Origin of the sequence: Allobosea sp. (genome assembly GCF_036675845.1) — a bacterium.
GTDB lineage: Bacteria > Pseudomonadota > Alphaproteobacteria > Rhizobiales > Beijerinckiaceae > Allobosea.
Window position 1 is genome coordinate 1 of sequence record NZ_JAKFED010000137.1, and the last position, 14,299, is coordinate 14,299.

A 14,299-nucleotide genomic window follows, 5' to 3' on the forward strand; every position below is an offset into this window, starting at 1 on the left:
GCGACGGCGCCTTCACCACCTTTGACCTGCGGAGCGCCTAAGATCTCACAGGACAGCTCTGCGAGCGTGGAATTTCGACGGGCCCTCGGCTTTTCACCGCAGCAGCAGGCATTCTAGGCCGTCGTCGGAACTGTGTCATACGTTGGTCCATACGCAGGGTCGGCATGGTTCAACTGACTCAGAGCGATCCCGCCTACATGCGCCTCATCGGCCCGGGCAGGAGTAGCTGGTCGGCTGTCTGCTTCTGCGCGGCATCCAGTGCTGCATAGAGCGGCTGCAGCGCTGCCTTGAGCTGCCGCAAGGCATCGAGATGCTCAGAGAGAGCTCGCTCGTGGCCTTCGATCCGCTGAGGCAACGTCTGAGAAGCTGCGCCGTGGCCTCCCGTCATCATTCCCTGCCTACTCGACATGGTTCGCGCATTGGCGCGGAGCGCTTCCGCGAAGGCGCTCCACAACGGCTCTTGTGCAGCGGTGATCTTGAGCTCTGTCTTGAGGAACGCTATGCGTCCTTCTATGCGCTCGGGAGCCATCATCTGCCCCATCATGGCCATGGCGCCCCCGTTCATCATCGACATCATTCCAGAGCCCATCATGCTCTGTGGCGCGGGGGGCATCGGTGAAGCGGCAGGAGGGGCCGTGGGCGCTGTGCCGGCCGGATGGTGAGCATCTTCGGCCAAGGCCGGAACGGACCACATCAGCAACGTGCCGGCTACAATCATTCCGTGAAACTTGCTCATGGCGTGTTTCTTCCTCGGGTTCGAGGCGGTAAGAGCCGCCCTCAGTATTGAAAACGCGCGACCGACATGCCGAGCGCGGTGCGCCGATCAGTAGCAGCTCAGAGAGTTTGGGCGATTCATGGTTCGGTCCTTGTTCCGGCGCCCCGCCAAGCCGGCCTCCGGCCGCGCACGTCGGCTCGATGCGAACTGGTCGCTCCACACTGAACAGCGGTGGTCAACCAAAGCGCCGATTAAAGAAATTGAACAGCAGCGCGATCATGACGCCGGCATAGCCGCCGAACGCGAGGCTCTGCACGGTTCCGAGCCCCAGGCTACGCAAGTCGAACCCCGTCAGACCGAGGTAGAACTGCAACCACGGCCTGTGCAGCCCCCAATCGGGGGCAGCCATACCGAGCAGCATGCAAAGGAGAAACGAGATCGCCGCAAAGGCGGCCAGCGTCATGCCGAAAGCCGCAACAGAAAGACTCGCCGATGCTGTGGTCTGGATATCGCGTCGAGCTTGAGAGGTAACATGGGCCATGGCCTTGCTCCTTTCGCGTTCAGCGACATGGTACCACCCTAACGGTCTTGTCGGGCTGGAATTGACCTTGCGCTAAGAGGGCGGCGCGCCAGGCTGATCGTCCACGTCGCCATCAACACGCTGGAAGTCTATCATCTCCCGCCGGGTCGTACTTTGACTCAGGTCAACTCTGTCGGGTGAGCATGAAGGGCACGCGCATCACTGAACGAAGGGGGCGGCTCTCGCCGATGCCGAGCAAATCGATCACTTCGCCTCCTGTGCGAGGAGCGATGAAGATCGACCATCAGCCTCGCATTCGTGCAAGGAATCCAGGTCCATCTCAGCCCGAACTGCGGCAGGGGGTGGTCCAAGCACAAGGTAGGTTCACGCCCCGTCCGGACGCTCGAACTGAACGGTCACGCCATTATCTGCACAACGTGGCGGGCAATCGATAGTTCTTCATCGGTTGCGAGCACGAGCACTGTGACGGCGCTTGTCGGGTCGGAAATTTCCTTGGCACCAGCCTCATTGGCGTCCATGTCAACGCGGACACCCAGCCACGCAAGCCTGGCACAAGTGAGCGCGCGAATACGCGCCGAATGCTCGCCAATTCCACCGGTGAAGACGAGACACTCCAGCCCCTCCAACGTATTCGCCATGACCGCGACAGCCCGCGTCAGGCTGAGCACGAAGAGCTCGATGGCCTCTTTTGCGCGAGGATCGTCGCTCGCCAACAGGATCCGGACGTCTCCAGAAAGGCCTGAAACGCCTAACAGCCCCGATTGACGATAAAGCAAATCCTCAAGGTCCGTGATCGAAAGGCCTTGGGATTGTTGGAGATAGAGCAGAATGCCCGGGTCGATCGTGCCACAGCGCGTCCCCATCATCAGCCCTTCAAGGGCGGAGAATCCCATGGTTGTATCGAGGCTTCGGCCGTGCCGCATGGCGCAGAGGCTCGCGCCATTACCGAGATGGGCCACCACGGTGCGCTTGCCCGGCAGGCTTGGGGAAATCACGCCGAGTTGGGAAGCAATGAACTCGTACGACAGGCCATGGAAGCCGTAGCGCCTGATACCCTCATCTTCATAGCGTCGGGGGATCGCGTAGCGACTAACGGGGGGCGCAATACCATGATGAAAGGCGGTGTCGAAGCAACCGTATTGAGGCAGGTCGGGACGAAGCGCCTTGAGCGCTTGGACGGGGGCCAAGCTGCGGGGCTGATGTAGCGGTGCTAATGGCGTTAGCGCTGCGAGCGCGGCCATTGCGGGTGTGTCGAGCAGGCAGGCACTGACGAAGTCGCTGCCACCATGGACGATGCGATGCCCTGCCGCGACGACACGAGCAGAGCCCAAATGCCCGTCGATCCATTCGAGCAGCCAAGGGATGCGGCCGTCACTGCCTTTGGAGGCTGGATGCAGGACCTGATTGGCAAGGCGACGGCCAGAGGCATCGCGTGCATCCAACCGCCCTCCTCCGTCCGTATTCTCCTCTACCGTTCCTCTAACGGTCGCGACCGGCTCGCCAGGGCCAATTTCAAATACGCCGAACTTGATGCTGGAAGAGCCGGCGTTCAGAGCGAGAATTGCATTTGCCATGCTGTTCTCAGATGCCCGCGTTCGCGGCGGTCTGATAAGGCCAGCGCCAATTACTGATTTCCGGCATGTCCTCGCCATGCTCGCGTATGTGGAATGAGTGCGCAATCAGCCTGTCGCGATACATTTGCTTCAGTCGCGAAGCATCGGAGCCGAGATTGGGCAGACGGTCTATGGCCGCGATCGCGAGATGGAAGCGGTCGAGTTCGTTGAGGACGAGCATGTCGAATGGCGTCGTCGTCGTGCCTTCTTCGCGGTAGCCATGCACATGTAGGCCGGCGTGGTTCTCACGATTGTAGGTTAACCGATGGATCAACTGCGGATAACCATGAAAGGCGAAAATTACCGGCCGGTCGCGCGTGAACAACGCGTTGAAATCGCGATTTCTCAACCCATGCGGGTGCTCCTCCCTCCCTTGGAGTGTCATCAAATCAACCACATTCACGACACGGATCTTGAGATCGGGTAGCGCCTCTCGCAGGAGGGCCACCGCCGCCAACGTCTCGATGGTCGGTACATCGCCGGCGCAGGCCATCACGACGTCAGGTTCCGATCCAGGCATCTCGGTACCAGCCCAGCGCCAAATACCAGTGCCTGCCGCACAATGGATCGCCGCGTCCTCAACCTCCAGCCATTGCGGTGCTGGCTGCTTACCTGCGACGATGACATTGATGCGGTTATAGGTTCGCAGGCAATGATCGGTGACCCAAAGCAAACAATTTCCGTCAGGCGGCAGGTAGATCCGTCCAATATCGGCTTTCTTGTTGGCGACCAGATCCATGAAGCCCGGATCTTGATGGCTGAAACCGTTATGATCCTGCTGCCAGACATGTGAGGTCAGCAAATAGTTCAACGAGGCGATCGGATGGCGCCAGGGAATCTCGCGCGACACCTTCAGCCATTTGGCGTGCTGGTTCACCATAGAATCGACGATGTGGACGAAAGCCTCGTAGCAGGAGAATAGTCCATGCCGGCCCGTAAGGAGATAGCCTTCCAGCCAACCTTGGCAAAGATGTTCGCTCAGCACCTCCATGACCCGGCCATCCCGCGCGAGATGGGTGTCAAAGGGTTCGATTGGCTCCATCCAGACACGTTCCGTAGCGTCAAATACGGCGTCGATTCGGTTGGAGGCCGTTTCGTCCGGTCCCATGATGCGGAAGTTGCGGGTGGCTTCGTTCAGCCGGACGACATCCGCCAGATAAGCCCCCATCATGCGTGTCGCCTCGGCACTCGTGCTGCCGGGCTGCACAATCGCGACGCCGTATTCACGATAATCGGGGAGCTTGAGATCGCGCTTCAGAACACCGCCATTGGCGTGCGGGTTGGAGCCCATCCGTCTGCTGCCGCTTGGAGCCAGCGCCTGCAACTCCGGTAGGAGCGCGCCATCGGAGTCGAATAGCGTTTCAGGCGCATAACGGCGCATCCATTCTTCGAGCTGCGCGAGATGGCCGGGGTCGCCGCGGACATTGGCGATCGGCACCTGATGGGACCGCCAAAAGCCCTCAACCTTCTTACCGTCGACCGTCTTTGGTCCGGTCCACCCCTTCGGGCTGCGCAAAATGATCATCGGCCAGCGCGGCCACCCCGCCGGACCACCGGGCTGCCGAGCCGCGGCCTGGATGTCGCGGATTCGGTCCAAGGCGGAATCGAGCACGCCCGCCATCAATTGGTGCATCTCCGCCGGGTCACTGCCCTCAATCAGGTAAGGTGCATAGCCGTAGCCGACGAAGAGGCTGCACAACTCCTCATCGTCGAGGCGAGCGAGCAGCGTGGGATTGGCTATCTTGTAGCCATTGAGATGCAGGATCGGCAGCACTGCGCCGTCATGAACGGGATTGATGAACTTGTTGGAATGCCAGGAGGCTGCCAGGGGACCCGTTTCTGCCTCCCCGTCGCCGACGACACACGCAGCTATCAGGTCGGGATTGTCGAGAACGGCGCCATAGGCATGGACGAGCGCATAGCCGAGTTCGCCGCCCTCATGGATGGAGCCTGGCGTCTCAGGGGCCGCATGGCTCGGAATCCCCCCGGGAAACGAGAACTGGCGGAAGAGTTTGCGCAGGCCGTCCTGATCCCGGCCAACATCGGGGTAGATCTCGGTGTAGGTGCCTTCCAGATAGGTGTTTGCAACGACGCCAGGTCCGCCATGGCCCGGCCCGCAGACATAAATCAGATCGAGATCGCGCGCCCGGATCACGCGGTTCAGATGCGCATAGATGAAGTTCAGCCCGGGCGTTGTGCCCCAATGGCCCAGCAGGCGAGGCTTGATATGTTCAGATCGTAAAGGCTGACGCAGCAAAGGATTATCGAGCAGGTAGATCTGGCCCACGGATAGATAGTTGGCCGCACACCAGTAGCGATGGATGAGCGCCAGCTCGGCCGGCGCAAGTGGGGCGGGATTTGCCTGCATATCCATGTTCACGGCTTCGCTCCTTTCCTCCTCCGGCCGCCAACGAACGGGTTATGGCGCGCGCATTCCAAGCAGTGCGAGAACGATTCCCCGCATCCTATCAAGAGTTCGAAGCTGTCTAATGTCGTCGCGGAAAACCTACGCGTAGAACCGGGCACTTCCTTTCGATTGGACGCCGCGCACTGCCTGCACCGATTTGTTCGATTACGCGCCAACGGCAGTGGAAACCCCAAGGATGGGAAAGCGGGTCTGAACCGAACCGTGACAGCCCCTGCCCTCGCATCACGCTGGAGAATAGGCCGAACTTGCCAGGTCCGTGCGCTTGCCAGGTCCGTGCGATGGCAATCGATTCAAGCTGCTAGAAAGCGCGCAAGAACCCGCCCGGCGGCCTTGGCGCTGGCATCGATCCCCACTGCTACTACGACATCATCTGGGTCTCTCGCTCGTTTTGGTGCTCACGTTGCGGGCGCCTACGGGTTTCCTTGTTGAGCCAATTCCAAACAGCACCAAAAATCGCGCCGAAGACGAACCCTGCCGAGGCGGTGAATAAAATCAGAACTACTGCCATGCCAAGATTGAAGGAATACATAGGCAAGACTAGCTCGATGAAGTGCGCGCGCAAGATAAGATTAAGCAAGACCGGGCCCCAACCAAGGGCGACAGCAGTCGCCCAGAAGAGATGCGATAGGCTAAGCACGGCACCGAATGCCAAGCCAGATTTTACAGGATTGATCGAGTACATCGCCATTCTCCCTGATAGATGGAATCCGAGCTTGCTCGAGTGCCAGGGCATCGCATTGATACAAATCAAGATTGCAAACGCCTGCTACCTACGCGCGGCGCGCTTGCATCCACGCAACTCCACGTGTTGCGAGAGGCGGCGCATCATCGTGAAACGCCGCGAAGCGAAGCGGATTTTTCTATCTGCTACCGCAGAGAAGGCGGTACGGCACGATCGCGAAAAGCCGTTTCGTCTCGGCCTGCGCCACCTGCGACGGCTTCTTCTTCCGCGGCAAGCAGGTCGTGGTCGTCGGCGGCGGCAACACCGCCGTGGAGGAGGCGCTCTATCTCGCCAACCTCGCCGCCAAGGTGACCCTGGTGCACCGGCGCGATTCGCTGCGCGCCGAGAAGGTGATGCAGGACCGCCTGTTCAAGCATCCCAAGGTCGAGGTGATCTGGGATTCGGAGGTTGCCGAAATCCTCGGCGGCACGCAGCCGCCCTCGGTGACCCATGTCCGCCTGCGCAACCTCAAGAGCGGCGCACAGCAGGACCTGCCGGCCGACGGCGTCTTCATCGCCATCGGCCACAAGCCGGCGACCGAGCTCTTCGCCGGCCAGCTCGCCATGCGCGAATCGGGCTATCTCGAAGTCACGCCCGGCACGACCCAGACCAATATTCCCGGCGTCTTCGCCGCCGGCGACGTCACCGACGAGCATTATCGTCAGGCCGTGACGGCGGCGGGGCTCGGCTGCATGGCCGCCCTCGACGCTGAACGCTGGCTCGCGGCCAGCGAAACAGGGCTTTGCGAGGCCGCTGAATAGCGCCATCGCAATTCATCAACGTTGTTGATGAATTGCAGCACGATAATAGGGGCTAAAAAGCAGGCATGCGGCAAAGGAAGCATTGACCTGACGGCCCCACCTCCCCATCATGCGCTGAACGCATAACAGGGGGGACCGCGGTGGATTGGGACCGCATCCGGATTTTCTACACCGTCGCAGAATCGGGCAGCTTCACCAAGGCCGGTGACGGGCTCGGGCTGAGTCAGTCCGCCGTCAGCCGCCAGATCGGCGCGCTGGAACGTGAACTGCGTGCCCCGCTCTTCCACCGGCACACGCGCGGCCTGATCCTGACCGAGCAGGGCGAGCTGCTCTGGCGTGCCGCACGCGAGATGACGCAGCGGCTGGAGCGCACCCGCGCCCAGCTCTCGGAGACGCGCGAGCACCCTTCCGGCGAGCTCAAGGTCACCGCGACGCGCGGGCTTGGCGGCCATTGGCTGACGCCGCGCCTGGCCGAGTTCCTCGATCTCTACCCCGACATCAAGGTCGACCTCATCCTCACCGACGAGGAGCTCGACCTCTCGATGCGCGAGGCCGACATCGCGATCCGGCTGCGCCAGCCGCAGCAGCCCGACCTGATCCAGCGCCGGCTCTTCACGGTGCATTTCCATGTCTACGGGTCGCCGGCCTACATCAAGCGGTTCGGCGAGCCGAAGAGCTTCGAGGATCTCGACAATCACCGGCTGCTGTCGTTCGGCAGCACCTCGCCATCCTATCTGACGGCGGTGCACTGGCTCGGCACGCTCGGCCGCGAGCAGCGCAACCCGCGCCCGATCCATCTCGTCGTCAACAACATCACGGCGATGAAGCGGGCGGTCGATTCGGGAGCCGGCATCGCCATCCTTCCGGACTACCTGATCGAAGCGGGCTCGCCGCTCGTGCAGCTGATGCGCGAGACCGAGATGCCGCAGCTCGAAAGCTATCTGGTCTATCCGGAAGAGATGAAATCGGTGGCGCGTGTCCAGGTTTTCCGTGATTTCCTGATCCAGAAAGCCCAGCGCTGGACGTATTGAGGTCCTGACCGCCCACCGGGCAGAGCCTGCCCTAAAACCCGGCGACGGGCCCTCCCGTCCCGCCTCTAATGCATTGCGAATTGGCGTCCTTGGCAAATATGGCAAATTCTAGCATTCCATCATGCCTTACGCGCATGACAGCCCCGCCCAATGTTGCATTGCAAAAAGGCAGGTCCTGCTCGATATTGTACTCACGGTTGTTCGGAACGGGCTCCGCATTCTCCTCCCGGCGTTGAGTTCGTTCCAGCCGTTCCCCTCTGAGATGTTTGGCGCTCGCGCCGAATATTTCAAACTTCTAGGCCGGCTCCTTCGGGACGCCGGCCTTTTTTCTTTGCCGGAATGCCGGCGTCATTCCCGGGCGCAGCGAAGCGCAGACCCGGGAATCTCAGGACGAGAAGCTTGATTTCCGAGATGCTCGGGTCAAGCCCGAGCATGACGCCTGAGCCCTACCGCCGCCGCGCTTCCAGCGGCAGCGAGTCGAACAGCGACGGCTCGGCGCTGGTGCGCGCCTTCTCGATGGTCAGGATCCTGAGCTTGGTCTCGACGCCGCCATCGGCGGAGAAGCCGCCGGTCCTGCCGCCGGCAGCAAGCACGCGGTGGCAGGGCACGATGATCGGGATCGGGTTCTGGCCGAGAGCGACGCCGACGGCACGCGCTGCGCCGGGCTCGCCGATCCGCGCCGCGACCTCGCCATAGGTCAGCGTCTCGCCGGGCGGAATCGCCAGCGCGACCGCATAGACGCGCCGGTTGAATTCAGGCGTGCCACCAAGATCGATCGGCAGATGCGCGAGGTCGCGCCGCTCGCCGGCGAGCAGGGCGACGATATCGGCGATCGCCTCGCGCACGAAGGCGGCGGGCTCGGCCTCGCCGGCTTCCGGGAAGCGCCTGGCCAGCCGCTTGCGGGCCACGCCCTCGTCGCGCTCCGGCAATTGCGCGGCGATGATCCGCTCGCCCTGCCAGACCAGGGCACAGCTGCCGATCGCGGTGTCGAAGAGACAAAAGCTTTGCATGCCCCGAAGCTAGCCCGATCGCACCGGGAACGGCACCCGATTTCTGCCTGCCCACCGGATTCGGTCATCCCGGACAAGCGGCGAAGCCGCGCCGATCCGGATCCATGCCTGAGCGTCAGCCGGCAAGGTTCCGGCATGGGTCCAGGGCCTCCCTATGGTCGCCCGGGCCGACAATCGTGAGTGGGAAGCCGAGAAACTCTTCGCAGCACCCGGTCAGGCCCAGAGGCGCTCCTTCTCCAGGCCCTTGTAGAGGCCAGCGACCTGCTCGCCATAGCCGTTGAACAGCAGGGTCGGGCGCCGTTCGCGCGAGCCCAGGACCTGCTCGCTCGCCTGGGTCCAGCGCGGATGCGGCACCTCCGGGTTCACATTGGCCCAGAAGCCGTATTCCGAGGCCTGCAAGCCCTCCCAGAAGGTCTTCGGCCGTTCGGCGACGAAGCTGATCTTGCTTATCGACTTGACCGATTTGAAGCCGTATTTCCACGGCACGATCAGGCGGAGCGGCGCCCCGTGCTGGTTCGGCACCGGCTTGCCGTAGATCCCGGTCACCATCAGCGTCAGCTCGTTCGTCGCCTCCGCCATGGTCAGGCCTTCGGTATAGGGCCAGGGATACCAGCGCTGCGACTGTCCGGGCGCGACGCGCGGGTTGAGGAACGTCTCCATCCGGATGTATTTCGCGCCCGAGAGCGGCTTGGCCAATTCGACCAGGCTCTTCAGCGGGAAGCCGGTCCAGGGCACCGCCATCGACCAGGCCTCGACGCAGCGGAAGCGGTAGAGCCGCTCCTCCAGCGGCATTTTGCGGATCAGCTCGTCGATGCCGATCTCGAACGGCTTTTCGACCAGGCCGTCGATGGCGACGGTCCAGGGCCGCGTCGCGAGGCGCTTGGCTGCGGCGACCACGTCCTTGGACGTCCCGAACTCGTAGAAATTATTGTAGTTGGCGGCGAGCTCTTCCGCGGTCACCGGCCGGTCCAGCGTATAGGCCTCGTTGCGCTTGGCCGGGTAGAGGTCGAGCGTCGGGTCGGGCCCCTGCGCCAGCGCGATCTGCGGCAGGGCAGCGCCTGCGATCGCCCCGGCTCCGGCCGCGATGAAGCGGCGGCGATCGAGGAACGCGGCCTCCGGCGTGGCCTGGTTCTCGGGGATTTCCCAACCGGCGCGGCTCTTGATCAGCATCGGAATACAGGCTCCCGTTTCGATGCCCAGCTAGCCCACAGAGCGTACCGATGCGCAATTCACGAGGGGGAGAGGAAGGGATCGCGCCCGGTCACGGCTGCGGGATCGCGCTGCGGCCGGTCGCCGCGCCCTAGCGTCGCGGTCATCTTGCATCGCGGCCATCCTGCATCGCGGTCATGCCGGCGACGCTCGGATCGGAGAGTGCCGCGGTCGCGCGCGCATGCTAGAAATTTGGGCAGTGATCGGGACCAGTCGCTTCTGCCTTGCCGAGAGCTTAAGCCGTCCGATGACAGGCTTATCGCGTGTCCCCGATCAGCGCGGCAATGATCGCGGGCAGAAGCTGCTTGAACGTCAAGGAGACGTGCGATGAGCAAGTTGAAATTTCTGGTCGGCGCGGCGTTTGCCGCCGGCCTGCTTGCCGCGGCGCCGGCAGCGCGCGCCGATATCGTCATCGGCCTGATCGCGCCGCTGACCGGCACGGTCGCGGCCTATGGCGATCAGGTCCGCAATGGCGCCGAGGCCGCCGTCGACGTCATCAACCAGAAGGGCGGCATCCTCGGCGAGAAGGTGGTGCTGAAGCTCGCCGACGATGCCGGCGATCCCAAGCAGGGCGTTTCCGCCGCCAACCTGCTCGTCGGCGAGAAGGTGCGCTTCGTCGTCGGCCCGGTGACCTCCGGCGTCGCCATGGCGGCCTCCGACGTCCTCGCCGAGCACGGCGTGCTGATGGTGACGCCGACGGCGACGACGCCGGCCCTCACCAGCCGCGGCCTGACCAATGTCCTGCGCACCTGCGGCCGCGACGACCAGCAGGCCGAGGTCGCCGCGAACTATGTGGTGAAGAACCTCAAGGACAAGCGGATCGCGGTGCTCCACGACAAGGGCACCTATGGCAAGGGCCTCGCCGACGCCTTCAAGAAGGGCATCAATGCCGATGGCATCAAGGAGGTGCTCTATCTGACGCTGACGCCGGGCGAGAAGGATCTATCCGCCGTCATCACCCGCCTCAAGGCCGCCAATGTCGAGGTGATCTATTTCGGCGGCTACCACCCGGAAGGCGGCCTGCTCGCGCGCCAGCTGCGGGACAGCGCCGTCAAGGCCACCATCATCGGCGGCGAGGGCCTCTCCAACACCGAGTTCTGGGCGATCGCCGGCGAAGCGGCGGCCGGCTCGCTGTTCACCAACGCGACCGACGCCCAGAAGAACCCGGACTCGGCGGAAGCCGTGAAGGTGCTGAAGGAAAAGGGCATCCCGGCCGAGGCCTTCACGCTCAACGCCTATGCCGCCGTCGAGGTGCTGAAGGCCGGCATCGAGAAGGTTGGCAAGGCGGACAATGCCGCCGCCGTCGCCACGGCGCTGAAGTCGGGCACGCCGGTCGCGACCGCGATCGGCAAGCTGTCCTATGGCAAGAACGGCGACCTCAGCTCGCCGGCGTTTTCGATGTTCAAATGGGAAGACGGCAAGATCGTCGGCGCGGAGTAGAGCGCGATCCGAACCGTCATCGCGAGCGAAGTGAAGCGATCCAGAGGGCTCGCGCAGCCCCCTGGATTGCGTCGTCGCTTCGCGCCTCGCAATGACGAAGAAGGCAACTGCTGACTGTAACTTGAGCGAGTAAGGTGCCGTCATCCCGGACAAGCCGCGTGAGCGGCGCAGCTCCCGGATCCATCGTAAGGCTCAGCGTTCTACGATGGATCCCGGAGCTCCGCTTCGCTTCGTCCGGGAGGACGGAGTTTCAATCTGAAGGCGGCATCTTCTGCGGAATACTCGCGGCGAGTTCTCAGCCGCGCGCTTCCAGCGCCTTGACGATGGCGTCGCCCATCTCGGTGGTCGAGACGGCGTTGGCGCCCGGGGCCGCAATGTCCTTGGTGCGCGTGCCGGCGCCGAGCACGTCGGCGATCGCGCCCTCGAGCCGGTCGGCCGCCTCGATCGCGCCGAAGGAGTAGCGCAGCGCCATGGCGAAGGAGCCGATCATCGCGATCGGGTTGGCCAGGCCCTTGCCGGCGATGTCGGGCGCCGAACCGTGCACCGGCTCGTAGAGCGCCTTGCGCTTGCCGGTCGCCGGATCTTCCGCCCCGAGCGAGGCCGAGGGCAGCATGCCGAGCGAACCGGTCAGCATCGCCGCGACGTCGGAGAGGATGTCGCCGAACAGGTTGTCGCAGACGATGACGTCGTACTGCTTGGGCCAGCGCACCAGCTGCATGGCGCAGTTGTCGGCGAGCACATGCTCGAGCTCGACATCCTGGTAGTCCTTGGCGTGCAGCGCGGTGACCACCTGCTTCCAGAGCACGCCGGTCTTCATGACGTTGTGCTTCTCGGCCGAGGAGACCTTGTTGTTGCGGGTGCGCGCCAGCTCGAAGGCGACGGCGCAGATGCGCTCGATCTCGCCGGTGGTGTAGAGCTGCGTGTCGACGCCGCGCTTCGAGCCGTCCTCGAGCGTGACGATCTCCTTCGGCTCGCCGAAATAGACGCCGCCGGTGAGCTCGCGCACGATCAGGATGTCGAGCCCCTCGACCACCTCGGGCTTCAGCGACGAGGCCGAGGCTAGCGCCGGATAGCAGATCGCGGGCCTGAGGTTCGCGAACAGGCCGAGATCCTTGCGCAGGCGCAGCAGCCCGGCCTCGGGACGGTGCTGATAGGGCACATCGGCCCATTTCGGCCCGCCGACCGCGCCGAACAGCACGGCGTCGGCGTCCTGGGCGAGCTTCATGTCGCCTTCCGAGATCGCCGCCTTGTGCGCGTCATAGGCCGCGCCGCCGACCAGGCCGCGCTCGAGCGAGAAGCCGGCAACACCCTGTTTCTCGAACCAGGAGACGATCTTCTCGACCTGGCCCATCACCTCGGGGCCGATGCCGTCGCCGGGCAGAAGCAGGAGCTTGTGGTTCGCCATGGTCGCCTCTCGGAATGCTGTTCTCTCAGGGCGTCAGGCCCCCGCGGGCTGGTTACGGGCGGATGGCCCGCGAAGCAAGTCATAGGCTGGACTTGAAGTCGACGGAGAACTATCCCTGAAGCGTCTCAACGGGGTGCCCGGCAGCCGGGCTGAGAGGGGCGCGAGGCGCCACGACCCGTAGAACCTGATCCGGATCGTGCCGGCGGAGGGATTGAGCATCGACGCCCCGGAAGGGGCGACGCCAGCCCTCCCCGCCAAGGCCCGCCACCAGAGCCGGATTCGATCAGATTGAACCAATCTGATCGGTGAATCCGTCTCTAACCGATTGATAGAGAACGCGTGATCCGATCAGGTTGCGTAGCAATCTGATCGGCGCATGCTCTAAGCCCATGCGGGGGATGCGATGAATTTCCTCGGCCGCCGAATGAGCTGGCTTTCCGGCGCGCTGGCAGCGCTGCTCCTCGCCGCGCCGGCACTGGCGCAGGACAGGCCGGCGCTGAGCGTCTACACCTACTCCTCCTTCACCGGGAAATACGGCCCCGGCGCCAGGGTCAAGGCGGCTTTCGAGGCGCAGTGCGGCTGCACGCTGCACTGGGTCGCGAGCGACGATGCCGGCTCGCTGCTGGCGCGCCTCAAGCTCGAGGGCGAGACGAGCAAGGCCGATCTCGTGCTCGGCCTCGACATGAACCTTGCGGCCGAGGCGAAGGCGGCCGGCCTGTTCCAGCCGCATGGCCAGGACGCCAGCAAACTCACCCTGCCGGTCGCCTGGACCGACGATACGCTCCTGCCCTTCGACTGGGGCCATCTCGCCTTCGTCTACGATTCCACGAAACTGGCCGCGCCGCCGCAGAGCCTGAAGCAGCTCGTCGACGACGCCACGGGGCCGAAGCTCGTCCTTCAGGATCCGCGCACCAGCGCGCCCGGCCTCGGCTTCCTGCTCTGGATGCGCTCCGTCTATGGCGACGGGGCCGACGCCGCGTGGACGAAGCTCAAGCCGCGCATCGTCACCTTCACCAAGGGCTGGTCGGAGGCCTATGGCCTGTTCCTCAAGGACGAGGCCGACATGGTGCTCTCCTATGCGACCTCGCCGGCCTATCATCGCGGCGTCGAGCAGAAGACGCAATACAAGGCGGCGCCGTTCGCCGAGGGCCATTACCTGCATGTCGAGCTCGCCGGCATGACGCGGACCACGAAGCAGCCGGAGCTCGCCAGGCGCTTCCTCGCCTTCATGCTTTCCGACGCCTTCCAGTCCCTGATCCCCGAGGGCAACTGGATGATGCCGGCGAAGTTGCCGGCGGGCGGCCTGCCCGCTTCCTTCGCCGAGGTGATCAAGCCGGAGAAGACCCTGCTGGTCGCTCCGGAGACGGTTCGCAGCCAGCGCCGGGGCCTTATCGACGCCTGGCTCGCCGCGACGACCCGCTGAGA

The 14,299-nt window shown here is 63.8% G+C and carries 11 protein-coding genes, 1 pseudogene and 1 riboswitch; of the genes and pseudogenes, 4 read left to right on the plus strand and 8 right to left on the minus strand.

What is annotated here, in order from left to right; all coding sequences use genetic code 11:
- Positions 1-193 precede the first annotated feature (193 nt).
- From V6M56_RS13925 to V6M56_RS13945, 5 genes are all read right to left on the minus strand, one after another.
- Positions 194-736, minus strand: a complete 543-nt coding sequence (locus V6M56_RS13925; protein WP_332684633.1) for a Spy/CpxP family protein refolding chaperone — start codon at positions 734-736, stop codon at positions 194-196.
- A 214-nt stretch (positions 737-950) separates the two neighbouring features.
- Positions 951-1,256 carry a hypothetical protein gene (locus tag V6M56_RS13930; protein WP_332684635.1) on the minus strand — a complete coding sequence of 102 codons (306 nt, stop codon included), beginning with the start codon at positions 1,254-1,256 and terminating at the stop codon, positions 951-953.
- A gap of 395 nt (positions 1,257-1,651) precedes the next feature.
- Positions 1,652-2,830, minus strand: coding sequence for an acetate/propionate family kinase (locus tag V6M56_RS13935; RefSeq protein WP_332684638.1), 1,179 nt, complete (start codon positions 2,828-2,830; stop codon positions 1,652-1,654).
- A gap of 7 nt (positions 2,831-2,837) precedes the next feature.
- Entirely contained in the window at positions 2,838-5,243 is a 2,406-nt protein-coding gene (locus V6M56_RS13940; protein WP_332684748.1) for a phosphoketolase family protein, read from the minus strand.
- A gap of 412 nt (positions 5,244-5,655) precedes the next feature.
- Positions 5,656-5,979, minus strand: coding sequence for a hypothetical protein (locus V6M56_RS13945; protein ID WP_332684639.1), 324 nt, complete (start codon positions 5,977-5,979; stop codon positions 5,656-5,658).
- Positions 5,980-6,209: 230 nt separating this feature from the next.
- On the opposite strand from V6M56_RS13945, the pseudogene V6M56_RS13950 reads away from it, so the two are divergent.
- Positions 6,210-6,779: pseudogene (locus V6M56_RS13950) on the plus strand (NAD(P)/FAD-dependent oxidoreductase); the annotation flags it as partial.
- A gap of 140 nt (positions 6,780-6,919) precedes the next feature.
- The gene (locus tag V6M56_RS13955) at positions 6,920-7,810 is read left to right on the plus strand and encodes a LysR family transcriptional regulator (protein WP_332684641.1); all 891 of its coding nucleotides are present in this window, start codon (positions 6,920-6,922) and stop codon (positions 7,808-7,810) included.
- A 446-nt stretch (positions 7,811-8,256) separates the two neighbouring features.
- On the opposite strand, the gene V6M56_RS13960 is transcribed toward V6M56_RS13955, so the two are convergent.
- Both V6M56_RS13960 and msrP read right to left on the minus strand, forming a co-directional pair.
- Positions 8,257-8,820, minus strand: coding sequence for a methylated-DNA--[protein]-cysteine S-methyltransferase (locus V6M56_RS13960; protein WP_332684643.1), 564 nt, complete (start codon positions 8,818-8,820; stop codon positions 8,257-8,259).
- Between the two features lie 213 nt (positions 8,821-9,033).
- The gene (gene msrP / locus V6M56_RS13965; protein WP_332684645.1) at positions 9,034-9,990 is read right to left on the minus strand and encodes a protein-methionine-sulfoxide reductase catalytic subunit MsrP; all 957 of its coding nucleotides are present in this window, start codon (positions 9,988-9,990) and stop codon (positions 9,034-9,036) included.
- 366 nt (positions 9,991-10,356) lie between these two features.
- Here msrP and V6M56_RS13970 point away from each other — a divergent pair, with 366 nt between their 5' ends.
- Positions 10,357-11,469, plus strand: coding sequence for a branched-chain amino acid ABC transporter substrate-binding protein (locus V6M56_RS13970; RefSeq protein ID WP_332684646.1), 1,113 nt, complete (start codon positions 10,357-10,359; stop codon positions 11,467-11,469).
- 295 nt (positions 11,470-11,764) lie between these two features.
- On the opposite strand, the gene leuB is transcribed toward V6M56_RS13970, so the two are convergent.
- Positions 11,765-12,874, minus strand: a complete 1,110-nt coding sequence (leuB, locus tag V6M56_RS13975; protein WP_332684648.1) for a 3-isopropylmalate dehydrogenase — start codon at positions 12,872-12,874, stop codon at positions 11,765-11,767.
- Positions 12,875-12,993: 119 nt separating this feature from the next.
- A riboswitch (TPP riboswitch) is annotated at positions 12,994-13,102 on the plus strand.
- A gap of 196 nt (positions 13,103-13,298) precedes the next feature.
- Between leuB and thiB the strand changes: the two genes are divergently transcribed.
- Positions 13,299-14,297, plus strand: a complete 999-nt coding sequence (gene thiB, locus V6M56_RS13980) for a thiamine ABC transporter substrate binding subunit (protein WP_332684651.1) — start codon at positions 13,299-13,301, stop codon at positions 14,295-14,297.
- The last annotated feature ends 2 nt before the right edge of the window (positions 14,298-14,299 follow it).